Raw genomic sequence first — 24,637 nt, 5'->3', positions numbered from 1 at the left:
TAGAAAATTATCTCGCAAACAATACAGTGATAGCTTGTTATATAAAAGGGGTTTGCTTAATATCACGACCCCGACGATGTTAACTGCACAGATTTGCAGAATCGGAGATGTACTTTACATAAGGCCTATATTAGAAAATGGGAAAATCACTGGTAATAGTGGAATCGCCAGCCAAGGCGAAGACAATTAATAAATATTTAGGTAGTGGCTATGTTGTAAAGTCCAGTGTTGGACATATACGTGACTTACCTACTGGCACAACATCAACGTCCACACCTCAAGAGCGCGCTAAGCAAGCCGCTTTGACACGTAAAATGTCAGCTGAAGAAAAAGTTGTTTATAAGAGCCGTAAAGCTCGTCAACAACTGATTAACCGAATGGGTGTTGACCCAGAGAACAACTGGCAGGCCCAGTACGAAGTGTTACCAGGCAAAGAAAAAGTTGTTGATGAACTTAAGCGCTTGGCAAAAAATGCTGACACCATCTATCTCGCGACCGATTTGGATAGAGAGGGAGAAGCTATTGCGTGGCACTTGCGTGAAGCAATAGGTGGTGACGATTCTCGCTATAAACGTGTTGTTTTTAACGAGATTACTGAAAAAGCAATTACTGAAGCTTTTGATGTTCCTGCTGAACTTGATATCAATAGAGTAAATGCACAGCAAGCAAGACGTTTCTTGGATCGCGTTGTTGGCTTTATGGTATCTCCTTTATTGTGGGCTAAAGTTGCCCGTGGATTATCAGCAGGCCGTGTTCAATCTGTTGCGGTAAGACTAATCGTTGAGCGCGAACAAAGTATTAGAGCCTTTATCCCAGATGAGTTTTGGGAAATGGACGCTTTGCTTGCAACACCTAAGCAAGAAAAAATTAAGTTTGAAGTTGCGAAGTATCAAGACAAAGAATACCGACCAACGAATGAAGAAGAGTCGAATCAACATTTAGCGAGACTTCAGAATGCAACGTATAAAGTTGCTAGACGTGAAGATAAGCCGACAAGTAGTAAACCAAGCGCACCTTTTATAACATCAACTTTGCAACAGGCTGCAAGTACTCGCTTAAGCTTTGGTGTTAAAAAGACGATGATGTTAGCTCAGCGACTTTACGAAGCGGGTTACATTACCTATATGCGAACTGACTCGACTAACTTAAGCCAAGAAGCTGTTTCTAGTTTAAGGGATTATATCGAGAAAAATTATGGCAATGAGTATTTGCCAGAAAACGCGATTCGATATTCTAGCAAAGAGGGCGCTCAAGAGGCTCACGAAGCGATTCGACCTTCTGATGTTACCTTGTTACCAGAGTTCTTGAAAGGCATGGAAAAAGACGCTCATAGACTTTACGAGTTGATTCGTAATCAGTTTATGGCATGTCAAATGACACCTGCTCGTTATACATCTACTACGGTTACGCTAGTAGTGGAAGAGTATGAGTTAAAGGCGAAAGGCAGAATTCTTCGCTTTGATGGTTATACGCGTGTTATGACACCATTAGGTAAGAAAGGTGATGACAACATTTTACCTGATATCGATCAAGGCGAAGCTTTGAGCTTAGAGCAGCTTGTGCCTGAGCAACACTTTACTAAGCCACCGGCTAGATACAGTGAAGCAAGCCTTGTTAAAGAGCTTGAGAAGCGTGGTATTGGACGTCCATCAACTTATGCTTCTATCATTTCTACGATTCAAGATCGTGGTTATGTGCGAACTGAAGGTCGTCGCTTTTATGCTGAGAAAATGGGTGACATAGTTACCGATCGTTTAGTGAATAGCTTCCAGACTTTGATGGGTTATGATTTTACCGCTCAAATGGAAGAGAGACTGGACGATATCGCTGAAGGGCGAGATGATTGGATTGAAACCCTTAATGCCTTTTACCGTGATTTTAGTAAGACACTTAATATCGCCGAACATCCAGAAACAGGTATGGCTCAAAATGCGCCAACACCTACTGATATAGAATGCCCAACATGTTCAAGACCAATGCAAATTCGCACGGCAAGTACTGGTGTGTTCTTGTCTTGCTCTGGTTATGCATTGCCACCAAAAGAACGCTGTAAAGCAACAATTAACCTAGTAAGTGGTGAAGAGGTTGTTGCTGTATATGACGATGAGGCTGAGTCAAAGGCGCTTATTAATAAGCGACGTTGTAAAATCTGTGGCTCTGCAATGGATAGCTATTTGGTTGATGAACAGCGCAAATTACATGTTTGTGGTAACAACCCTAGTTGTTCAGGATTTGAGGTTGAGGCTGGTTCGTTCAAGATAAAAGGTTATGATGGCCCTGTTCTTGAGTGTGATAAGTGTTCTTCAGAAATGCAGTTAAAAACTGGCCGTTTCGGGAAGTACTTTGGTTGTACAAATGAAGAATGTAAGAATACACGTAAGTTACTGAAAAATGGAGAAGCTGCTCCGCCTAAGATGGACCCTGTTCCTATGCCAGATTTGGCATGCCTTAAGGTTGAGGATCACTATGTTTTACGTGATGGTGCAACTGGCCTGTTCTTGGCAGCGAGTCAATTCCCAAGGAAGCGAGAAACGCGTGCTCCACTTGTGGCTGAGCTGATACCTTACATGGATCAAATAGATCCTAAGTATCATTTCTTTAAGGATGCGCCATTAGCTGACTCTGAAGGTCGACCTACAATAATTCGCTATAGTCGTAAAACAAAAGAGCAATATGTCATGTCTGAAGACGAAGGCAAGCCAACTGGTTGGAAAGCCTTTTATGTTGACTCTAAGTGGGTGATTGAAGAAGCTAAGAAAAAGGTAAAGAAATAAATGAGTTCGGCCGCTAGCATGACAAATCAGAGGCTGGATATAGCACGTCGTTTTTTGGATATGCCAAATAATGAGCAAAAATGGATGGGGCCAGCATTTGAAAATGCTGCCCTTTTTCATTTACAAAGTGCTGTTTTAGGGCTTTTGCAAGAAGTAAAACAAGCGTATCATCTTAGCTCGGAAATTGGCTTGCTTGAAATGCATCAAGATGCAAAATCAAAAAACATCAGCATTCCAGTTGTTAACGAGCTTATAGAATTGAATGCAAACGCAAACTCTTGGTTTTCACATATGCAAAATACATATGACGTGAGTTTGAAATGTCAGCCAAATTTCTATAACGCTAAACACGATAATTTAATTGTCGCCTCAGTTGATGATAGGTCAACTTATTTGACATATTTAAACTCTCTAACCGAATTGATTTTAAGGTTTAGAGAAGAATCCTCAGAGTACTAATAATATGAATGAGTCGTATCTAGAGATAGTGGAACTAGAAAATGGCGAAATTGTTTTACGTCCAGCAAGTGATGAGGGTGTTGAATCTGAACCTCTAGCGGTTCTAAAAATTTCTGATACTACAAAAGCGTATCTTCAGGATAGGTATTTTGAACTGGCTAAGAGAATGTTTCATGCCGGTATTGATTTTGTGTATTCAGAAGATTTTCCAGAATCTGAAGTGCATGAATCTCATGATGAAGACGCAGCCTCACAGGCAAAAGTGATTCACTAATGATGACCGCATAAAAAAAGCTAAGCCTAGGCTTAGCTTTTTTTATGCGTGTTACTTAGATTGTTTGTCGTATAACTCCTACGGAGAGACCCTCAATGGCAAACTCTTCACTTTCTAAGTCGACTAGTATGTCATTGAACTCTTCGTTTTCTGCGATGAGGCGAATTGTATTTCCTTTCTTTTCAAAGCGTTTTACAGTCACTTCATCGCCGATACGTGCAACAACAATTTGGCCGTTACGTACGGTAGATGTTTTATGGACGGCAAGTAAATCTCCTTCCATAATGCCCACATCTTTCATACTCATGCCATTTACAGATAAGAGATAATCAGCTTGTGGTGAGAACATACTTGGTGGCACTTGAACATGAGAGTCCACATTTTCCTGGGCAAGTATTGGAAAACCTGCAGCTACCTTACCAATAATAGGCAACCCAAGCTCTGGGTTTGCATCATTGCTGGCTTCTTCAATGATGCGTAAGCCACGTGAAGCACCAGGTAAAATCTCAATAGCACCTTTTTTACAAAGGGCTTTTAAGTGTTCTTCCGCAGCATTTGGTGATTTAAAACCTAGCTGTTTTGCAATTTCGGCTCGTGTTGGTGGAAAGCCAGTTTCCGCAATAAAGTCGCGGATTGTATCCATAACATCGGATTGTCTTTTTGTAAGTTTAATCATAAGGCATCTGGTTGTTTGTACAGTAACTGTTATTATATACAGCTTTTAAAGGGATACTCAAATAAATAAATGCTTTCTGACGATTTAAAGTTAAAAATACAAACCGCTTACCGAGCAAACCTTAAGGCAAAAGGGCACAACCCTCGTACCGGTCAAAGGCAAATGATTGGTGCTATTGCGAGAACACTGGGTAACGTTAAACCTGACAGTGAAGGTAATCGACTGGGTGAAAAACATGTTGCGGTAATAGAGGCTGGTACGGGTACAGGTAAAACCTTGTCATATTGCCTAGCCGCAGTCCCTATAGCCAGAGCACGGGAAAAAACACTCGTAATCTCAACGGCAACTGTCGCTTTGCAGGAGCAAATTCTTCACAAGGAACTACCAGAACTCCTTAAGCATACTGACTATCAGTTTAAATATACCTTGGCTAAAGGTAGAGGTCGTTATTTGTGTCTAAATCATCTAGAAAGTCATCTAGATGATGAGACACAAGCGACGGATGATATGTTCGCAGGTTTGTTTGAACAGCATTTGCAGCCAGGAGATGTTAATACCGCTCTTTATAAAGAAATGGATGATGCGCTTAAAGCTGGCACTTGGGATGGTGATAAAGATAACTGGACAGGTATTGTAAGAGAGCAAGATTGGGGACGTTTAAAAACGGACCATCAGCAATGTACAAACCGTAATTGTGCTAACTTTACGGCGTGCCCATTTTATAAGGCTAGAGCTGAAATAGAAGTTGCAGACATTATAGTTGCAAACCATGACCTTGTATTAGCGGACTTATCTCTAGGTGGAGGAGCAATACTGACTGCCCCTGCCGATAGCATTTATGTATTCGATGAAGGGCACCATTTACCCGACAAAGCTATTAATCATTTCAGACACGAACTTAGATTACAGCAAAGTATTCTTTGGTTAAGACAACTTGAGAAGAACCTGATAAACCTTAAGCAGGAGCTTTCTGACGACGTTAGTGTTACTGGGCAATTATTGTTCAAGATTCCACAAATGGTGCAAACCATTGTTAATTTTATTCAATATGCTCAACAAGGTTTAGCGCCATTCATTAATAATCTGCAAAATGTTGATGATAATGATCAGCATAGATTTGAGTTTGGCATTATCCCTGATGAGTTAAGGCAGCTCGCTTATAGCCTCCAAACCTCCTACCAAAAACTTTTTTCTGCGATCGAGTCGATTCACGATGAATGTAAGAAAGTTAAGCAGAATGAGGGTATGGGTATGAAGCCTGAAACCGCAGAAGTTTGGCTACCAATCTTAGGCGTAATACTCGGTAGGTTAGAGCAGGCAAAAGCATTATGGCTATTATTCTCTACGGCGGATGATCAGAACTTCCCGCCGAATGCAAGATGGCTCACATTGACTGGTCAAGGAATGGAGCAGGATATTGAGCTGGGTGGTTCACCCATTCTTGCTGCGCACACATTAAGAATGCAATTATGGGATAAATGCTTTGCCGCGGTTGTTACCTCAGCTACTTTGACAGCATTAAATCAATTTCACCGTTTTAATATGAGAAGTGGTGTGCCGAAGGAGTCAGAATATTTAAGAGTATTAAGCCCTTTTGATTTTCAGAATAAAGCTGTTTTGCAAATTCCAAAACTTGAGCATGAACCAAATAAGGCGGATGAACATACTAAAGAAATTATCCAATACCTTGATAATGAGGTTGATCCTTTAGCTGCCAGTTTGGTTTTATTCTCCTCAAGAAAGCAGATGGAAGCTGTTGCTGATGCAGTTAAGCAGGAGCTTAAAGATATTATGTTGGTTCAAGGGGAGCAATCAAAACGTATTATCCTTGAGGCTCATAAAGAAAGAATTGATAAAGACAAGGGGAGTTTGTTGTTGGGGCTGGCAAGCTTTGCTGAAGGTGTTGATTTACCTGGTAAATATTTAACACACGTTATTATTGCCAAAATACCTTTTTCAGTGCCTGATGACCCAGTTGATGCGACTTTAGCAGAATGGATTCAAAAGCGTGGTGGGAATCCTTTTATGGAAATATCAATCCCTGATGCGTCTCTTAAATTAGTGCAGGCGACAGGTCGTTTATTACGCAGTGAGAATGATACTGGGAAAATCTGCATACTAGATAAGCGCCTTATTACTAAGCGCTATGGCAGGAACCTTATAGACAGTTTGCCACCCTATAGCCTAAAGCTAGAATCTAGTTAAGCGCTTGGTGAGTAACTAATTAAATGACTGTAAAAATGGGTGGTATTTCTGTAAACTCCACCCACATCAAATTAGTGATAACAATTTATTCAAAGGCATTACGTCTTTGACTCCATAAGACATTCAACAGAAGATCATAGATTCCAATATGGATAATCAGAGCGCACCACAAAAACCTAGAACTAAAAAACCAAGAAAATCATATCGCAAACCTAAGCGTCAGGATGATGCTTCTCAAAACAAACCTGCTACGGGTGCTGTTTGGTCCATTGATGATTTTCAAGTGGCTGAAGTTGAGGGTAAAGTTCGCTTTCATGATTTAAATCTTCCTGACCGAGTTCTTAAATCAATTTCTGAAATGTCTTTTGAGTACTGCAGTGAAATCCAGGCAGCTACCTTACCTGAAACGCTTCAAGGCTATGATTTAATTGGCCAAGCACAAACAGGTACCGGTAAAACAGCGGCCTTTTTAATTGCCATGATAAGTGACTTTATTGATTACCCTCTAGAGGGTGATCGTGATAGTCGTTTAGCTAGGGGCCTAATCATAGCGCCAACGCGTGAATTAGCGCTTCAAATTGCTGATGATGCAGTTAAGCTAACAGCTAATTCTAATATTAATGTTGTTTCTTTGGTGGGTGGTTTAAGCTACGAAAAGCAAAAGCAGACGTTAGAGACAGAGCGTGTTGATATCGTTGTTGCTACGCCTGGTCGTTTAATGGATTTTGCTAGAAACAAAAAAGTACTCCTTAACAAGGTAGAAGCGTTAGTCCTTGATGAAGCGGATCGCATGCTATCTATGGGTTTTATCCCTGATGTGAAAAGTATTATCCGCATGACGCCGCATAAAGAAAAGCGTCAGACCATGCTGTTTAGTGCAACCTTCCCTAAAGATATTCAAAACCTTGCTCGTCAATGGACTTACTTCCCAAAAGAAGTTTCTGTTGTTCCTGAAGAGACGACAAATAAAAACATTGAGCAAGTTATTTATAGTGTTGAAGCAGATCAGAAATGGCCTGTGCTTGAGAGTCTAATTAAGGAAAAAGATAATCAAAGAACGATCGTTTTTGCTAACCGACGTGATGAAACCCGTGACCTGTATGAGCGCTTGAAAGATGCTGGCGTTAATTGCGCTATGTTGTCTGGCGAAGTATCTCAAGATAAGCGAGTTAAAACGCTAGCTAACTTTAAAAATGGACGCATTCAAGTTTTGGTTGCGACAGATGTGGCCGGTCGTGGTATTCATGTTGATGGTATTGAATTAGTCGTAAATTATTCATTACCAGAAGATCCAGAAGATTATGTTCACCGCATTGGTCGAACGGGCCGTGGTGGTGAATCAGGTAAGTCTGTCAGCTTTGCCAGTGAAGATGACGCATTTATGGTGCCTGAAATTGAAAAAGTAGTAGGTGAAAAAATTCGCTGCGAGTATGTAAGTAACAGCTAAAATATATACTGACAGTCTAATTATTAGGCTGTCAGTTCTCACTTCAAACCTTACTCTTCCTCCTGTTGTTTGGGTGATTTATGAAACTTTCACATCATTTTTCTACACTTGGTTCTAGTTTCTCATCTCAAGGTCAAATTCAACCTTTAACTCAACAAACCCTTTCCTACTCAAATGACGCTTTGGCTGCTCAATTAGATATCAATCTTAAGCATGCTAAGACCTTAAACCTGTTCCTTGGAAATGAGCCTATCTCTGGCGCATTAAGTATGGTCTATGCAGGGCACCAGTTTGGCGGCTTCACACCGCAGTTAGGTGATGGTAGAGGGCTATTGCTTGGAGAAGTGACCAACCAAGATGGTCAAATAATTGACCTGCATATGAAAGGATCGGGCCCCACGCCTTATTCAAGGCGTGGTGATGGTAGGGCCGTATTAAGTTCAAGTATTCGTGAGTACTTAGCCAGTGAGGCATTACATCATTTAGGCATTTCAAGTACTCGAGCTTTAGCATTATTTACAAGTGACCAATATGTTTACCGTGAGCAAGCCGAACCTGCAGCTATGTTGCTTAGAAGTGCTAGATCACACATTCGTTTTGGTCATTTTGAATATTTCTTTTATCAAAAGAAAACGCACGAATTAGATTCTTTAATTGATTATGTTATAGATCGTTATTTTAAGCAGCCATTAGGTAGAGAGGAGAATATCCTCTTTATGCTAGAGTCGATTGTAGATTCAACAGCAAAAATGATTGCGCAGTGGCAGGCAGTTGGTTTTCAGCATGGTGTAATGAATACCGATAATATGTCTATATTAGGGGAAACAATTGATTATGGCCCCTATGGATTTATGGAGTCATATCAGCCAAGGTGGGTTTCAAATCAATCAGATTATGAAGCCCGTTATGCTTTTGAGCGCCAACCTGGTGTGGCACTATGGAATTTGAATTGCCTATTTCATTGTTTTTCTAATCATTTGACTAAAAGCCAACTAGTTAAAGTCCTTAGTCAGTTTGAAGCCAGATTAATGGGCTACTTTCAAACAATGATAAGATCAAAATTAGGCTTTATTTTAGAGCTAGAAGACGATCAGGCAATGTTTTCTAATTTATTGTTATTATTAGAAAAGGAACAAGTAGACTATACTAGTTTTTGGCGTAACCTAAGCCAAATGAAAGAGGCTAATGATCGTCTGTTATTGATTGCTGACTTTGATGATAATGAAGCAATTAACCTTTGGTTAAATGAATATTGTGACCGACGTAAGCAAGAAACCAGATCGTGGGAAAAATCACGGGTTGAAATGCTAAAATTCAATCCTAAATATATTCTAAGAAACTATTTAGCTCAAAATGTGATTTCAGCGGCAGAGGGTGGGAGCTTTAAACTATTTGATGAGCTTATGCAGGTATTAAAGCAACCTTTTGATGAGCATGAGAGCTTATCGCACCTTGCGATACCTGCTAATAGTGAGCAACAGAAAATTTGCATTAGTTGTTCGTCTTAAAATTTATCTAATCTTATTAAATTTATCTTTGTTTGAAGGTAAATCGGAGGTTTAAAAACAAGATGGCTAAAGAAACCGTCTGTGTACTTGGTGGTGGTAGTTTTGGTACCGCTTTAGCGAATATCATGGCTAATAATGGACATATTGTTAGCCAATGGATGAGAAATGAAGAGCAAGTTGAGGAAATTAATTTAACAGGTTTCAATAGTCGCTATCTTCCTAAAGCTCAACTTAGTGAAGAGTTACTTGCTACTACCGATCTAGAAGCGGCGATTGCTGAAAGTGATGCTATTTTTGTGTCAATCCCATCAAAATCTTTCGAACAAGTTGTAGAAAGAATTACTCCCTTATTAACACCAGATAAAATGTTAATCAGTACAACCAAAGGCTTCAATCCAAATCGCTTTGAGTTGATGAGTGATATTTTATTTCGTCAAAATGTTACTGATAAAATTGGTGTTTTGAGTGGGCCGAATTTAGCAAAAGAGATAGCGGCAGGGCAATTAACCGGTTCTGTTATTGCAAGCCCAGATGATGCGGTGAGAGGTCATGCTGTTGAATTACTTAAGTCGCCAACTTTTAGAGTATACGAAAACTCTGATATCAAAGGTGTAGAGCTAGCTGGCGCATTAAAAAATATTTATGCCATTGTTTGTGGGCTTGCAAAAGCCCTCAATGTTGGCGAAAACACTATGGCTATGATAATGACGCGTAGTTTAGCTGAAATGAGCCGCTTTGCTGTTCATTTCGGTGCGAATCCAATGACATTCTTAGGCTTGGCTGGTATGGGAGATTTGATTGCAACATGTTCATCTCCATTAAGCCGAAACTATCAGGTTGGTTTTGCACTAGGCTCGGGTAAAACATTAGAGCAAGCCGTTGCAGAATTAGGACAAGTTGCCGAAGGGGTGAACACCTTGCGTATGGTAATTTCAGAAGCAGAAAAAAATAAACTCTATATGCCATTAGCATTAGGATTGTCTAAGCTTGTGTTTGATGGGTGTCAATTAGACTCTCTAGTTCAAACCATGATGACAGGTGAGCTTAAGTGGGATGTAGAGTTTGCGACATATGAGGAGAAAAGTAATGGCTAAACCAGGGTATGCAGATCAAGGTTTTTGGGTTCGTTTAGTATTCATGGCAGTGTATTGGGCTGTGTTAAATATTTCTTTGTCTGTATTTGGCATTGCGCTCATTATTCTTACTATTATTCGTTTTGGTTCTCAATTTGAGCCAAAAAGTCTTGCCGATTTTGTGGCTTCATTATCAAACTTCATTAGCCAAACACTTTCTTTTGTCTGTTTTCAAACTGAAGAAAAGCCATACCCATTTCAGCCATGGCCTAATGCGAAATAAGGATTTTGGATATGGGGATTAAGCGCTTATATATTTTGCGTCACGGTAATGCAGAAGCACCAACTTTAGGTAATGATGCGGCCAGAAACTTAACGGCAATGGGGGTGCAGGAAGTACTCTCAACAGCATTAAAGTTCAAACAAAAAAATGAGAGTATTGATCAAGTTTTTGTGAGCCCTTATATACGAGCTCAGCAAACAGCACATCATTTTTTAGACGCTATTAATTATACGGGTGTTAGTGCGACTGATGACAAGATAACACCAAGTGGTAAACCAATTGAGGTTGCGCTTTGGTTATCAAATTTACAGGCAGAGTCGGTTTTGCTAATAACTCACGAACCTTTTGCAAGTCAAATGGTCGACTTGTTAGCAGATATGCCTTTGCCACCAGACTTTATGATGCAAACAGCGACGCTTGCTGCCGTTGAAGGTGAGGTTCTTGCTACTGCATGTTGTCAATTGCGTTGGGTCGAAAACGCGCATAGTTAACACTTATTTTGATAAGACTAGTATTAAGTTGTATATGATGGATCGTGAAACCCAAATTGAATTAAAACATACTAAATTATCCTTTATTGAAACTCAGCCGAAAGATGTATTAACAACGGCTCATCATAAAGTAGTTGCACTTCATGGCTGGCTTGATAATGCAGCAAGTTTTGAGAGATGCACTCAGATGATCCCTGACTGTCATTGGTACAGTTTAGATTGTGCCGGACATGGTAAATCAGATCATAGGCCTGATGGGGCGTTTTATCATTTATGGGACTATGTACTTGATGTTGTGCAATTCATACAAAATTTGAATGCGAAAGTCTGGCTTGTTGGGCATAGTATGGGAGCTTCTATCGCCATGTTAGTTGCATCTATTGCTCCTGATAAAGTCCATGGCTTAGTTATGTTAGACAATTTGGGCCCACTAACTTCAGATGCATCTCAACGGGTATCTCAGTTACAACATGCCGTTAATAAAATGAGCATTGATAGATCCGCCTCTAAGGGTTATGACAATCAAGAAGCCATGATTCAAGCACGAATGAATGGCTTCACGAAACTTGGTTATAATGCTTCAAAATTCCTAGTAATGCGTGGAAGTTTTGAGGGAGAAGATGGCCGCTATCGATGGCGTCATGACCCGAAGCTTACATTTCCTTCTCCATACCGTATGGATAAAGAAGGTGTAACCGCTTTCATTAAAGGCGCTTCTTGTCCAACACTTATGTTATTAGCAAATCAAGGCATTTTTAAAGCGTGTCAAAAACAAGCCATTGAAATGTGTGAAAACTTTAAATCCGCCGAATTAAATTGGTGTGATGGCGGGCATCACTTTCACTTAGAAGATGAAAGTTATCAAAAAGTTGCGAAAAGGGTTTATGCTTTTATAACAAGTCACTAAGTTTTATTTATAAAAGCATATCGTTACTAAGGGTATTAAGGAGAGAGTTATTAATAATATTTTATTGAATTCTAATTCTAGCCAGCTCATAAACACTAAGCATTTAAAAGCACTTTGTATTTTAGGTTTAGGATTGGTTTCTTCCTATGGTTATTCAAACCAAACGTTGGAACAATTTAAAGGTGCGAATCTCATTAAGCATGATCAGAGCTCTCAAGTTGATTATGCTTTACCGCTTGCTAACCTGAAGAAGTCTGCACGAACTTGGATCCCGATTAAAGCTAAACAGATTCAAGGTGAACTTTCTTCATCTTTATTCAAATTTGGCCGTAATGAGAGCCTGTTACCCATTTATGATTTTTATAGAAAGCAGATGACAGCTTCAAGCAATATTCTGTATGAATGTAGTGGTCGTACTTGTGGTAGTAGTAATGCTTGGGCCAATAATTTCTTCAATGATTATCGCTTATATGGTGCCGATGCAAACCAATATTTACTTGTCGTCGAGCAAGAATCTACTGAGGGTTCAGGCTATCAAGTTTTGTATTTGAACCGTCGTGGGGCGGGGGATGTCATGCTACGCTTGGATAATGTCGCAACTAAGCTAGATACATCCAAGGTAAATATCGCCCTTCAAGTTAATCTTGATAATAAATTTGCATTGAATCAGTTCATTAATGGGCAAGCCGATATACAGAACTATGTGTTTGCGATTACTACTGAATCTTCTCTTTCTCCTATTGAATCCTTTATAAAAGGTGAAAAAGAAATTGCAGATATTAAGGCTGAATTGAGTGAAGATGCTCTAAAGCATATACATTTCGTAAATTTGGGAAATCAAGCAAAGCCAGTATATGGTGAAAGTCAGGTAACAGTGATTTCAAACCGTGATGCAAATAAAGAATAAAAAGACAGTTTCTTTAGTTTTAGGCTCAGGTGCCGCTAGAGGTCTTGCTCATATTGGCGTAATCGATGCTTTAGAAGAGCAAGGTTTTGAGATTGTCTCTATTGCAGGGTGCTCTATTGGCGCCATTATTGGTGGTGCTTATGCAACAGGTAGATTTCATGCATTTCGGCAGTGGGCATCTGGTCTCACACGGTTAGAAACAGTAAGGCTTATCGATATTAGTATTGCCAATGCCGGAGCGATCAAAGGTGATAAGCTTTTTAGCAAGATTAAAGATATTATTGGTGATCCTAATATTGAAGATTTAAATATTAGCTTCACTTCCATTGCGACTGATTTGATTAATCAAAAAGAATCTTGGTTTCAATCAGGCTCCCTAATCAATGCTTTAAGAGCTTCTTCTGCCATTCCATCACTGATTTTGCCTGTTCGTCTTGGTGACAAAGTCTATGTTGATGGTGGTTTATTAAACCCATTACCCATCATCCCGACTATTGCTGCCAATGCTGATTATATTGTTGCGGTAGATCTTAATGGTTCACAAGGGATGCCTAATTTAAATATCCAACAGCCTCAAGAAAGCTCAGAAGACTGGGTTACCAATATTAGAGATATGTTTAAAGCTAATGTTCTTGATAATTTTGAGGACCTTTTAGCTGATAAAGTAGCTTCGCAAGGTAACAAAAAGAGTCTTGATACAGAGCATTTACCTGAAAATTGGGGAAGACTGCAGATTATAAACACCATGTTTGAAACAATGCAGGCTTCTTTGACGCAATATAAAGTTGCTGGCTATCCCCCAGATGCTGTCGTGAGTCTTTCTAAAGATGCATGTTCCTTTTATGAGTTTTGGCGTGCTGATGAAATGATTGAGTACGGTTATCAAGAAACAATCAAAGTTTTAAATCACCTCGAAGAAATAGGATAGCGCTTATCTTTGTATCCTATAAAATAAATAGTTTATAATTATTATTCTATTTATCTAAACGGAATTCCTTTCCATGGCTCGTAAAGCTAATATCTCACGCGAAGAAATTATTCTGGCCTGCTGGTCACTGTTAGAGCAAAACTACTTTCCAAATATCCCTCGTTTAACTGAATATTTTTTAAAAAAAGACGGGCGTAAATGCTCTAACACGACATTTCTGAAAGCAATTACAGATTGGGAGGAGCTTTATAAAGAACAACAAGAGGCTAGCTTTAAAGATTTGTCATCTGTATTTATGCCAAGTTTTAAAAAGTTTGAAAGAGATATAAGCCGAGATCTTGAGTCTTTGTTAGAAGAGAGGTTGCATCAAGAGAAAAATGAGCAATCTCTTAAAAAAGATGCTACCCATGGACAATATTTGTCACTTTCAGAGTTAGCCCGAAATCAAGCGGAAGACATTGAAAAGCAGCAAGATGAAATACAGCAGCTTCAAGTCCAAAGTGTGTCAGATCGTAAAAAAATTGAGTATTTTGAGCAAAGGTATCAAGAGACATTAACAACATTAAAAGTTGCTCAGACTCAGTCAGAACATGATAAGTCTCAGATTAAAGAAGCGACGCTTAATTTGTCACAAAAAGAATTAGATCACAGTAAGCTTGAGCTAAAAGTAAATTTGCTTGAAGAGGAAAGAGGAAACTTAAAAGCTCAACTTGAAGTACAGGCTAAACAACTGAATAGACAGGCTTTAAAGATCGAAGAGTTGATCTCTAAAACTCATGAAAACAATGTAAACGAATTGACTTCACAGCTGAAAGAGCTAATTCAACTTCAGCAGAAGGTTGAACAAAGAAAGCCGAAATAACTTCTTTTATCTCAAGTGTTTGTCTCTTTTTATGGGTTTTTGTTTCTAGATGAAAGCAATGCTTAATTTAATGAAGAAAAGTGATAAAGGTCAGTTGATAACAAGGTATAATGGTTTCCTTTTGACATTGTGAAGCAGTAATTAATGAGTAATAGACAATCCGCTCTACGTGATTTATCAAGCATTAAAGACTTTATTCGTTGGAGCTTTAGCCGATTTAACCAAGCTAATCTTTTTTATGGCCATGGAACTGATAATCCATGGGATGAGTCTGTAAACTTAGTACTGGGTGCTTTGAAGTTGCCGTTAGACTTCGATAAAGATTTGATGGATTGTAAGCTTACAATTGATGAGAAAAAACGCATTTTAAAATTGCTTAATGAGCGTATTTCTAAACGAACACCTTTGCCATACCTACTAGGTGAAGCTTGGTTTATGGGTTTACCTTTTAAGGTAAGCAAAGACACTTTAATTCCAAGATCACCTATTATGGCATTGCTTAAAGATGAATTTCAGCCTTGGCTCGAACAGTATCCAGTTAACATTTTAGATATGTGTACGGGAAGTGGTTGTCTAGGTATTACGGCGGCATTAATTTTTGAAGGTGCTAAAGTCGATATCAGTGATATTAGTTTACCTGCATTGTCTGTCGCTAAAGAAAATATCATAAAGCATCAGGTTGAAGAGACAGTTGAAGCTATTCATTCAGATATGTTTGATAGCTTACAAGGGCGTAAATATGATCTGATTATTTGTAATCCACCTTACGTGGACGCAGATGACTATCAAACAGCGCCTGAAGAGTTTCATCAAGAGCCTGAACTAGCACTGACGTCAGGTTTTGATGGATTAGATTTTACACGTAAGTTTTTAACACAAGTGGTAGATCACCTGCATGATGGCGGTATCGTTGTCTATGAAGTGGGTAATAGCGAAATAGCGTTACAAGAAGCATTCCCTGACTTCCCCTTTATGTGGGTAGAGTTGGAGCAGGGTGGTAATGGTGTTTTTGTTATATCAAAAAATGATCTAATCACTCATTCACTTTAATTATACAAAAAGAGCAAAGCGAGTTTATGTCAGGTAATACATTTGGAACTCTGTTTAAAGTTACTACCTTTGGTGAAAGCCATGGCATTGCATTAGGTGCAATTGTTGATGGTTGCCCACCTGGAATAGAAATCTCAGAAGAAGATCTACAAAAAGATCTAGATCTTCGTAAGCCCGGGACTTCAAAATATACCACTCAAAGACGTGAACCGGATCAGGTTAAAATTCTTTCTGGTGTGTTTGAAGGTAAAACAACGGGAACGTCTATTGGTCTTTTAATTGAAAATACAGACCAAAGATCAAAAGATTACGGTAATATCCAAAATACATTTAGACCAGCTCACGCTGATTATACCTATGACCAAAAGTATGGTTTTAGAGATTATAGAGGTGGTGGCCGCTCTTCTGCGCGTGAAACAGCAATGAGGGTTGCAGCGGGCGCGATCGCTAAGAAATACCTTAAAACACGTTTTAATATTGAAGTGAATGGTTTCTTATCTCAGTTAGGGCCAATTAAACTTGAAGTAAAAGATTTAACTCAAGTGTATGAAAACCCATTCTTTAGCCCCGATCCTGACGCTATTCCTCAGCTAGAAAAGTATATGACTGAGCTAAGACGTGAAGGTGACTCAATTGGCGCTAAAATCACTGTTGTAGCACGTAATGTGATGCCAGGTTTAGGTGAGCCTGTCTTTGATAGACTCGATGCAGATATTGCCAAAGCTATGATGGGAATAAACGCGGTTAAAGGTGTTGAGATTGGTGATGGCTTTGAGGTTATTGAGCAAAAAGGAAGTCAGCATAGAGATGAACTAACACCCACAGGATTTAGCTCAAATCATGCAGGTGGTGTACTAGGTGGGATTTCATCTGGGCAAGACATTGTCGTACATATGGCGTTAAAGCCAACTTCTAGTATTACTGTGCCAGGTAAAACAATTGATAGAGAAGGCAATGTTGCTGATGTCATTACCAAAGGACGTCATGATCCTTGTGTTGGCATTCGTGCTACGCCAATTGCCGAAGCTATGTTAGCTATCACTTTACTAGATCACCTTCTTCGTCATCGTGGTCAAAATGCTGATGTTGTTTGTAATACACCAATTATCACAGCTTAAAATAATCGCATTATAAAAAAACTCGCTTCGGCGAGTTTTTTTATGTCTAAGCCTATTTAAATATTCCACTAGTCAGCGCCGAGGAAACTGAGATTAAGCTCCATCTTTATCTTGAGGACCTTATCAATAGAATAACGATTAAGTTGCGTACCTCCCTATAAATTTAAAGGTTTATCCACACGCTGAGGAGTGAGGACTTATTCGAAGCTTCTCTAGCGTTTAGATAGAAAAATTTTAATTTTATCTTCCAGTTTTAATGGATCTGTTTTAGGGGAAAAGCGTTCAATAATAGATCCATCATGGTTAACTAGAAATTTAGTAAAATTCCACTTTATCGATTGGGTACCAAAAATACCTTTTGCTTGCTGCTTTAAGTATTGATAAAGCGGTGTCGAATCAGGTCCATTAACTTTGATCTTTTTGTGCAGCTCAAAGGTGACGCCATAATTCAATTGGCAGAAACTTTCAATTTTATCTCCCTTATCTGGCTCCTGATTAGCGAATTGGTTACAGGGAAAGGCTAGAATCATCAACCCCTGATGGCTGTACTTTTTGTGTAATTCTTCTAGCGCTTGATATTGAGGTGTAAAGCGGCAATGGCTAGCTGTATTGATGATAAGGAGAACATTGCCTTTTATGTTTGATAATGGGTATGTGTTGCCATTACTTTGGGTAACTTCTATATCATATATGCTCATGCGTATAACCTAATCAAATGATTTTATATGATAGTATTACATGAAGTAATGTTAGTGTATTCCTATAAAAGGCAATATGCTTAAAGTCTTATCTTTCTTACCTTTATAAAAGAGATAATGACACAGATGGCGCCTAATAAAAGAAATGCTGGTTGATAACCAATAAATTCAGTGGTTACTCCGAAAATCAGCCCCCCAATAGCACCACCTCCTAAATTTATCGCTCCCCATAAGCTCATGACTCTTCCTCTAAATTCGCTAGCAACTGTTACTTGTATAAGTGATTGGGTACTGACACCACAGACAGTCGCACTAAAACTTAAAAGGGCGATTAACAATAAACCCAGCTCTAGACTTGCCATAAAATTAAAACAGATAATTAATAAGCCTGACGAAACAATTGCAACTTTTAAGGCTGTTAGAAGTTGTTTTGAAGCTAACCTTGAAAGAACTAAACCAGCACCAATAGCACCGGCTCCAGCAGCTGAGTTCAACCATGCGAGAGCCTCAACACCTCCTTGATATAGAATGTCAGCAGCAGCGGGTAATATTTCCAACAAGCCACGGCCAAATATCGCTGAAATACTGATAACTATTAAAAGTGTTGAAATTAGATCTGACTTTAAGGTGTATTTAAATCCGGCTTTAATATCAGCAAGAAAGGTAAAAGTTTTATTTTTTACTTGATAAGTATTTAGAGCTAGTTTGTTTAAAACAAAAATTAAAGGTAAATAGCAGGCTGCAACTAGGTATAAAGAGACGGCATCCCCTTGATACTTAATAAGGTAACCAGCAATCATGGGACCAATAAAACGAGAAGAGTTATAAATGATTGCATTAATTGCGACAGCTTTAGGCATATTAACCTTGCTGACAAGCTCTGGTACAAAAGATAATCTTATGGATTGGTATGCACTGTTTGCGATACCTATTATGAGAGCAAAGAAAAGTAAGCTCGCCTCATTCATAAGTTCTTGATGTGTCAATAATGCCAAACTCAAAGAAACTAAAGCCAGTACTAAACTCGTTGTAAGCGCTGCCTTTCGTCTATCTACACGATCGACTAAAGCGCCAAATAATGGCCCAAGAAGAATTGATGGAACAAATAGTAAAAAGGCTAGTGCACCTAGTAGGCTTTCAGAATGTGACTCTTGCCACAACATCCAACCAAGCGTCATACGCTGTATCCAAATGCCTTGTGTTGAAAAAATGCTACCTGATAAGTAAGTAAAATAGCGTTTTTCTGACCAGATAGAGGGGTGCATTATTGACCTATAAGTTTTCAGGAAGGGCATACTACCTTATTTAACCTAGTAAATTTGTTAGAAAAACTTATTAGGTTATAAATACAACTCATCAAACTTAGCGCCTGCAATATTGTAAAGTAGCCCCTCAAATTTTGGGTGCATTTATTACAACCACTCCCCACGCTAAGGCTGTCCAGTCTTAATGGTTGAACGAATTAAAGGTAAGCATAGTATGACTGACAAAACTAAAATGACGGCAGAAAAAATCGAATCTAATTTTGATAAAATTGAGCATCAAATCTTTAACAGTGAGATGTTTTCAAAATGGCGAGGTTCTTTCGAAGTTAAAAAGGTCTATGTGAAAAAAGAAAATGCAGATATTAAGTGTGATTTAGATATAAGACTGCTGCATTGGCCAGAAGGGGTTTCAATCAAAGCTTATAAACATAAAGCATTAGGTGTATTTGCTTATTTGAAAGATGAATCCGAATGTGAAAAACATCTCAACATTAAAGCTGTGCCTTGTAAGTACTGGCGTGAATCTTTTTACTTTTCTCGAATGGAAAACCTTGACCAGGATCGTTATGTTTTACTGGAAGGTAATGAAATGCAAGATGTAGAAACTGAGCTTTGCTTGGAAAAAATTAAAGCTCACCTTGAAGAAATTAGTTTAATTCTATCTGAAGTTTAGGTGTTATTTAAAGTCCAGAAAAAAGCCGAATAAAAAAGACTTTATTCGGCTTACATGAATACCACAGTTTATTTGGTATTCGACTCAGCAAAGCTGAGATTGTTTTGCTGCTTAGATAGTGGCTACCTAAGCAGTCTTGGCTTAGCCATCACTTCTCTGCGGTATTGGCTCGTCTTCTTTGATAACTCTAGTGCTAATCTTAACTTTGTTGGCAAGACTACCTAGATCACCAGACAAAGGGCGTATGTGTCCTTCATCGTTATAAAAGCCAATATCTTTTAAAGAGTGTGAGTCTAAATGTTTAAGTGCTCTTTGTGCGTGAATACGTTCAAAGTAGTTTTTAATCGCGTTTAATAGGGCAATAAAAGTCATAGTTATCTCCAGATTTTAATTAAAACCGAGACCATATGCTTTAATAGTATTTAATCACCGCATAGGATCTGCGGCTAAATATTGATTACTTAGTACGCAGTTTAACGTGTATGTCGTTTAACAGAATTGGAGCAAAATGTATTAGTTTGATAGAAATTCATATTTACCTCCAAACTGTGCGTGTTAAGTGAATGAAATGATGATGCTTAATCCTGTATTAAGCATGAGTATTAGGCTTGAATAATTAATCTATGTCAACAAGCTATATGCAAATAACTAAATTATCTTTATTAGTGAAAAAAATAACCCTGATACTTAAGGAATAAATCAGTTTATTTCACTGAATCGGGCTCAACTTAATTTTTTACGGATTGATAAGACTATTAAATTTAATCGGTTAAGGTACAATGCCACGCATAAGTGATTAATCATGTTCAAATGCTTAATTTAATTAACATTATTTTATAAAAGTAGTAAAAATGGCGATCAAATCAACGGTTTTCAAAGCAAGTATTCAAGTATCTGATATGGATAGATCTCACTATCAGGGTTATGACCTGACACTTGCCCTGCATCCATCTGAAACCGAAGAAAGAATGATGGTTAGATTGATCACCTTTGCTTTATTAGCAGATGAGAAAACAGGCGATGAACAATTGTCTTTTTGCAAAGGTATTAGCACAGATGAAGAGCCTGATTTGTGGCAAAAAACCTTGTCTGACGATATTACTCTCTGGATAGATTTAGGTCAGCCAGATGAAAAACGTCTAAGAAAAGCATGTGGTCGTGGTGAGAATGTCATCATAGTTAATTATAACGACAAGTCTGATATTTGGTGGCAGCAGAATCAAGGTAAATTATCGCGTTTTACGAATCTGAAAGTTTTAAGGTTTGCTGAAGCGGAAGTGATAGAGCTAGAAAAATTGTGTCAGCGTTCGATGCAATTGAATGTCACCATACAAGATGGCGAAGTATGGGTCTCTTCAGATATTGGCTCTTGTACATTACTACCTAGTTATCGTTAGTTGCTACATTAATACAAAGCAGGGAACAGTAATGAGCTGTTCCCCTTATCTTTATTTAAGTCTGGTATGAAAAAAGTTAGTGGCTAGGTTATAGCATTTAAAGGCGGCCTCGGCGTCATATCTATCACCTTCATCACGCATAAAAGCATGCTGAGCATTAAATTCGTGCCAAGTGAAATTTCGCTCTGTTTCCATTAAGTTTTGATAAATCTTTTGTCTGCCTTCAGGGCTAACATGTGGATCTTGTCTCCCCCATACCATGCAAAAATCTGCATCCATATCTTTAGTTCGTGTTAGAGAGTCGTTTCCTTCTGTGCAAGGCAGAGTGTTCGAATGTATATCGGTTGCATATAAACAAAAGCTAGCCGAAACCGATTTATTTAATGCTGCGCGATAAGCTAGGTGGCCACCAATACATACCCCCATACTGCCTATTAGACCATTTGAATAACTTTGCTGTTTTAGAAAGTCCACCATGGCTTCGGTATCAGTGTCATGTGACTCTAGCGTCTTAGTAAACTTATCTTCATTGCCTTTATCTTTGCCTGCATCATCATAAGCAAGGACAGTTCCTATTGGATTTAGCTCATGAAAAACTTCAGGTACTAATACAATAAAACCATGGCCTGCCATGATACGAGCGGTTCTTTCTATTGGTGCTGTATTTTGAAAAATTTCTGAATAAAAAATAATACTTGAGAACTGACCTTCTTCAACAGGGCGATATTGTGTACAGCGCATCACACCTGTCGGAGTGTTTAAATCAATAGTTTGAGTTTGAGTAATCATAAATTATCTTAATTAGCTAATGTCAGAATTAAAGGTGGATTATAAAGAGTTTGAATCAATATCACACGAAATAGATAGGGTATGCAGAGTAAGCTTAAATCGTAAAGGTCCAAAAGCGCTTACTAATCTATAGACTTCAGTGCTTTTTAAACAAAGTGAATATTCAAGCTGCAACTTATTTATTCTTAGCATAATACTTAATAACAAATGACAAAAAATTTACATGCTGAAGTCATTTACAAGCAAAGCAAAGGTTTATTATGTGTCATAAATAATTAAGAGATATCTAATGCGAAAAATTTTAGCACTCAGTTTACTTGTTTTCAGCTCCTTTACCTTAGCTCATACAGGGTCTCATACATCGGATCTTATTATTGAACTAGATAAAGCTGAATTTACACACAAAAAAGCTGATATCACACTGACATTGAGTAATAGAGGGCATAAAACATTAGTTTTGGAAAGAATCAAAAGCAATGTTGGTGTGGTTCAAACAAGCTTAAGACTTCCTCTTAAAATAAAGGCAGATTCTCAAGTATTTTTCAGTAATAAGCAGAGCCTGCAAGTTACGAATAAACTTGGTCTTCCTCAGATTTTCACATTAGTGTTAGATTTTGGTGAGGCAGGAAGTGGCCCTGTCACCATAGTACCCACCTCATTTATGGAATAAATTATGATGAATAAAACGACTCTTTTAGTTTCAATTACTGGTATGAGTGTTTTTATATCAGCTTGTTCTAGTACAGGTGGAACTAGTCACAATTTTTCAGACAGACATGCGAAAGGAAAAAAAGGTGGGCGTATGCTTTCAGGTGGGCCTCCTAGTAGAAGCCATACTGAGACAAGTATAGGTGAAGCCGTTCTTATCAAAGCGAACACCTCTCTGAGTGAAGCAAACTTGATGCAAGTAAGTATTGAACATAATACAAGAGTAATAGTGTCAAATGGTATTCCTGAGCACAAAGTTGGAGCATTTCCCAATAGAGGTAACCCTAACCGTATTAAAGCTAGGGATTATCGCTTTGAAATGACAACAACACCCTCACAATCGTATCGTGTTACCCCCTCTGATGGTTGGTATTGGGGCGTCGCTATGAATGGTGTTCCTTTTGAAGCGCAAACAGCTGAGTTTTGGAAAGGTAAGCGAGGAGGATGGAATTATGATGCTCTCGGTGGTGCTCTTCCTCTAGGGCTGGATGAAAACAATGCTCATGTACAACCAACAGGGGCATATCATTACCATGGTTTACCTGTCGGATTACTACAAAAACTTGGCTGGAGTGCTAAAGAGCATTCACCACAAATCGGTTGGGCGGCAGATGGATATCCAGTATATGCACTAACGGGTGATTTAGGTGATGGCGTAAAAATGCTGACTTCTTCGTATCGATTAAAGGAGGGAGTAAGGCCTGGCGGAAGTAATAATCCTGATGGTAAGTATGACGGCACCTTCAACCAAGATTGGGAGTATGTAAAAGGTGCTGGTGATTTAGATGAGTGTAATGGCACAATTACTTATTCAAATGATTTTCCTCAAGGGAGTTATGCCTATTTCTTAACAAAAGATCATCCATTCTTATCTCGTTGTTGGACGGGGACTCCAAATAGATCTTTTAGAACAAATCACTAGCGTATCCTTTCTCGTAAATAAGTTAAAAATCTCTTCCCATGACATGCAGCTCTCGGGCTGCATTAGTAAATTTCACCCAAAAATTCTACTTGTGTAAGGTATACACGGGCATCAAACTCAAGTTGATGGTAATCACTTAGCATATATTGGCAAAGTTGATAGAAGGCTTTGTTGTGCTCTTTTTCTTTAAGATGGGCAAGTTCATGAACACATATCATGTTAAGTAACTGGATAGGGGCATTTTTAAATAGGGTGCTTATACGTAATTCATTTTTACTCTTTAGTTTATTTCCTTGAATACGAGATACATAAGAGTGCATGCCTAAAGCGTTATTAACCAGATGTATTTTATTGTCGTATTGAATTTTACTTAAGTTAGCTGACTTCTTCATATACTGGTTTTTAAGGTTACTAACATAATCTCTTAGGGCTTTATCATTCGTAATTTTGTGAGGTTCGGGAAATCGCGATAACAAATAATTTGCGAGCTTATCTTGATCAATCAAAGTTTGAATTTGGTTTTGTAAATGGTTTGGGTAAGCACTGATGTATTTTAACTGATTCATAATTTAGGAATGATTACTAAGATTTTGCATTTGAATTAATTCTCCACCCATAGCCGTGAAATCGTCTTCGTCATGGGTAACAAGCAAAGTGGGAATGTTGGCTTTTTGAATTTGTTCAAGAGTAAAGCGACGAACACTTTGTCTTAGCTCAGGGTCAAGCTTACTAAAGGGCTCATCGAGTAAAAGATAGTCTGGACTCGATAGTAAGGTTCTCAGAAGCGCTATTCTGGCCTGCTGACCACCAGACAATGAGTTTGGTAAATTATTAGCCTTGGTTTCTAGGCCAAGCTCAGCAAGTTTAGACATGGCGAGTTTCTTTTTATTCGCTGAGGTAAGACCCTGTTGCTTTGCGTCTATAGCAAATAAGAGGTTTTCTAAATTGGTCATATGAGGGAAAAGTAAAGGCGTTTGATAAAGAATGCCGACATTACGATTTTGCGTGCACAGTGTATCGATTCTTTTTTGATTAAACTCAATACAGCCTTTAGCTTCAAAGCCTGTTTCTAATGTACCTGATAGATAGTTAAGTAAACTGGATTTACCACAACCACTTGGACCCATTAAGGTTAATACCTGACCATTATCTATTTCAAAGGAAAGCTCCGACACCAGAGGGGTTCCCGCAATACTTAAATGACAATCTTTTACTTTTAACAC

The 24,637-nt window shown here is 38.5% G+C and carries 26 protein-coding genes; 19 read left to right on the top strand and 7 right to left on the bottom strand.

Features of this window, described 5'->3' with window-relative positions; genetic code table 11:
* The first annotated feature begins 137 nt into the window (after window positions 1-137).
* Genes topA through TW85_RS15015 form a run of 3 tightly spaced genes read left to right on the top strand, consistent with a single transcriptional unit; the run spans window position 138 to window position 3,507 of the window.
* Complete coding sequence (gene topA / locus TW85_RS15025; protein WP_046017957.1) at window positions 138-2,774, top strand: type I DNA topoisomerase; 2,637 nt, start codon at window positions 138-140, stop codon at window positions 2,772-2,774.
* The gene (locus TW85_RS15020) at window positions 2,775-3,233 is read left to right on the top strand and encodes a DUF6586 family protein (protein WP_046017956.1); all 459 of its coding nucleotides are present in this window, start codon (window positions 2,775-2,777) and stop codon (window positions 3,231-3,233) included.
* Window positions 3,234-3,237: 4 nt separating this feature from the next.
* The gene (locus TW85_RS15015) at window positions 3,238-3,507 is read left to right on the top strand and encodes a hypothetical protein (RefSeq protein ID WP_046017955.1); all 270 of its coding nucleotides are present in this window, start codon (window positions 3,238-3,240) and stop codon (window positions 3,505-3,507) included.
* Window positions 3,508-3,562: 55 nt separating this feature from the next.
* Here the strand turns inward: TW85_RS15015 and lexA are convergent, their stop codons facing one another.
* On the bottom strand, window positions 3,563-4,183 hold the full coding sequence (gene lexA / locus TW85_RS15010; protein ID WP_046017954.1) for a transcriptional repressor LexA: 621 nt from the start codon (window positions 4,181-4,183) through the stop codon (window positions 3,563-3,565).
* Between the two features lie 69 nt (window positions 4,184-4,252).
* Here lexA and dinG point away from each other — a divergent pair, with 69 nt between their 5' ends.
* The 12 genes from dinG to aroC all read left to right on the top strand — a co-directional run bounded on the left by dinG (window position 4,253) and on the right by aroC (window position 16,962).
* The gene (gene dinG / locus TW85_RS15005; protein ID WP_046017953.1) at window positions 4,253-6,388 is read left to right on the top strand and encodes an ATP-dependent DNA helicase DinG; all 2,136 of its coding nucleotides are present in this window, start codon (window positions 4,253-4,255) and stop codon (window positions 6,386-6,388) included.
* A gap of 148 nt (window positions 6,389-6,536) precedes the next feature.
* Entirely contained in the window at window positions 6,537-7,835 is a 1,299-nt protein-coding gene (locus TW85_RS15000; protein WP_046017952.1) for a DEAD/DEAH box helicase, read from the top strand.
* Between the two features lie 80 nt (window positions 7,836-7,915).
* Complete coding sequence (locus tag TW85_RS14995) at window positions 7,916-9,343, top strand: YdiU family protein (RefSeq protein ID WP_046017951.1); 1,428 nt, start codon at window positions 7,916-7,918, stop codon at window positions 9,341-9,343.
* Between the two features lie 62 nt (window positions 9,344-9,405).
* A complete protein-coding gene (locus TW85_RS14990; RefSeq protein ID WP_046017950.1) occupies window positions 9,406-10,437 on the top strand; it encodes an NAD(P)H-dependent glycerol-3-phosphate dehydrogenase in 1,032 nt (343 codons plus the stop codon).
* Window positions 10,430-10,699, top strand: a complete 270-nt coding sequence (locus TW85_RS14985; protein ID WP_046017949.1) for a DUF4389 domain-containing protein — start codon at window positions 10,430-10,432, stop codon at window positions 10,697-10,699. The genes TW85_RS14990 and TW85_RS14985 overlap by 8 nt, the downstream gene beginning before the upstream one ends.
* 11 nt (window positions 10,700-10,710) lie before the next feature.
* The gene (gene sixA, locus TW85_RS14980; RefSeq protein ID WP_046017948.1) at window positions 10,711-11,190 is read left to right on the top strand and encodes a phosphohistidine phosphatase SixA; all 480 of its coding nucleotides are present in this window, start codon (window positions 10,711-10,713) and stop codon (window positions 11,188-11,190) included.
* A 37-nt stretch (window positions 11,191-11,227) separates the two neighbouring features.
* Window positions 11,228-12,097 carry an alpha/beta hydrolase gene (locus TW85_RS14975; protein ID WP_046017947.1) on the top strand — a complete coding sequence of 290 codons (870 nt, stop codon included), beginning with the start codon at window positions 11,228-11,230 and terminating at the stop codon, window positions 12,095-12,097.
* Between the two features lie 133 nt (window positions 12,098-12,230).
* On the top strand, window positions 12,231-13,004 hold the full coding sequence (locus tag TW85_RS14970) for a DUF4892 domain-containing protein (RefSeq protein ID WP_162197504.1): 774 nt from the start codon (window positions 12,231-12,233) through the stop codon (window positions 13,002-13,004).
* Complete coding sequence (locus TW85_RS14965) at window positions 12,988-13,932, top strand: patatin-like phospholipase family protein (protein WP_046017945.1); 945 nt, start codon at window positions 12,988-12,990, stop codon at window positions 13,930-13,932. The genes TW85_RS14970 and TW85_RS14965 overlap by 17 nt, the downstream gene beginning before the upstream one ends.
* 73 nt (window positions 13,933-14,005) lie before the next feature.
* Window positions 14,006-14,794: a hypothetical protein gene (locus tag TW85_RS14960; RefSeq protein ID WP_046017944.1), complete on the top strand. Its 789-nt coding sequence runs from the start codon at window positions 14,006-14,008 to the stop codon at window positions 14,792-14,794.
* 144 nt (window positions 14,795-14,938) lie between these two features.
* The gene (gene prmB / locus TW85_RS14955) at window positions 14,939-15,844 is read left to right on the top strand and encodes a 50S ribosomal protein L3 N(5)-glutamine methyltransferase (protein WP_046017943.1); all 906 of its coding nucleotides are present in this window, start codon (window positions 14,939-14,941) and stop codon (window positions 15,842-15,844) included.
* Between the two features lie 26 nt (window positions 15,845-15,870).
* Window positions 15,871-16,962, top strand: a complete 1,092-nt coding sequence (gene aroC / locus TW85_RS14950; protein WP_046017942.1) for a chorismate synthase — start codon at window positions 15,871-15,873, stop codon at window positions 16,960-16,962.
* Between the two features lie 212 nt (window positions 16,963-17,174).
* On the opposite strand, the gene TW85_RS14945 is transcribed toward aroC, so the two are convergent.
* Window positions 17,175-17,660, bottom strand: a complete 486-nt coding sequence (locus TW85_RS14945) for a glutathione peroxidase (RefSeq protein ID WP_046017941.1) — start codon at window positions 17,658-17,660, stop codon at window positions 17,175-17,177.
* 80 nt (window positions 17,661-17,740) lie between these two features.
* A complete protein-coding gene (locus tag TW85_RS14940; RefSeq protein ID WP_046017940.1) occupies window positions 17,741-18,925 on the bottom strand; it encodes an MFS transporter in 1,185 nt (394 codons plus the stop codon).
* A gap of 214 nt (window positions 18,926-19,139) precedes the next feature.
* Here TW85_RS14940 and TW85_RS14935 point away from each other — a divergent pair, with 214 nt between their 5' ends.
* Entirely contained in the window at window positions 19,140-19,598 is a 459-nt protein-coding gene (locus TW85_RS14935) for a hypothetical protein (protein WP_046018082.1), read from the top strand.
* 141 nt (window positions 19,599-19,739) lie between these two features.
* On the opposite strand, the gene TW85_RS14930 is transcribed toward TW85_RS14935, so the two are convergent.
* Window positions 19,740-19,970 carry a hypothetical protein gene (locus TW85_RS14930; protein WP_046017939.1) on the bottom strand — a complete coding sequence of 77 codons (231 nt, stop codon included), beginning with the start codon at window positions 19,968-19,970 and terminating at the stop codon, window positions 19,740-19,742.
* 479 nt (window positions 19,971-20,449) lie between these two features.
* Between TW85_RS14930 and TW85_RS14925 the strand changes: the two genes are divergently transcribed.
* Window positions 20,450-20,995 carry a YaeQ family protein gene (locus TW85_RS14925; RefSeq protein ID WP_046017938.1) on the top strand — a complete coding sequence of 182 codons (546 nt, stop codon included), beginning with the start codon at window positions 20,450-20,452 and terminating at the stop codon, window positions 20,993-20,995.
* Window positions 20,996-21,046: 51 nt separating this feature from the next.
* Here the strand turns inward: TW85_RS14925 and TW85_RS14920 are convergent, their stop codons facing one another.
* Window positions 21,047-21,784 (bottom strand): dienelactone hydrolase family protein, encoded by a 738-nt coding sequence (locus TW85_RS14920; RefSeq protein WP_046017937.1) that lies wholly within the window; start codon window positions 21,782-21,784, stop codon window positions 21,047-21,049.
* A 289-nt stretch (window positions 21,785-22,073) separates the two neighbouring features.
* Here TW85_RS14920 and TW85_RS14915 point away from each other — a divergent pair, with 289 nt between their 5' ends.
* Window positions 22,074-22,454: a hypothetical protein gene (locus TW85_RS14915; RefSeq protein ID WP_046017936.1), complete on the top strand. Its 381-nt coding sequence runs from the start codon at window positions 22,074-22,076 to the stop codon at window positions 22,452-22,454.
* 3 nt (window positions 22,455-22,457) lie between these two features.
* The gene (locus TW85_RS14910) at window positions 22,458-23,414 is read left to right on the top strand and encodes a YHYH protein (protein ID WP_052702231.1); all 957 of its coding nucleotides are present in this window, start codon (window positions 22,458-22,460) and stop codon (window positions 23,412-23,414) included.
* A gap of 62 nt (window positions 23,415-23,476) precedes the next feature.
* Here the strand turns inward: TW85_RS14910 and TW85_RS14905 are convergent, their stop codons facing one another.
* Window positions 23,477-23,980 (bottom strand): YgjP-like metallopeptidase domain-containing protein, encoded by a 504-nt coding sequence (locus TW85_RS14905; RefSeq protein WP_046017935.1) that lies wholly within the window; start codon window positions 23,978-23,980, stop codon window positions 23,477-23,479.
* Between the two features lie 3 nt (window positions 23,981-23,983).
* On the bottom strand, window positions 23,984-24,637 hold the full coding sequence (locus TW85_RS14900) for an ATP-binding cassette domain-containing protein (RefSeq protein WP_046017934.1): 654 nt from the start codon (window positions 24,635-24,637) through the stop codon (window positions 23,984-23,986).

Source organism: Marinomonas sp. S3726 (assembly GCF_000967665.1).
GTDB lineage: Bacteria > Pseudomonadota > Gammaproteobacteria > Pseudomonadales > Marinomonadaceae > Marinomonas.
The sequence above is the reverse complement of the archived record's forward strand: the minus strand, read 5'-3'. Positions and strand labels throughout refer to the sequence as shown.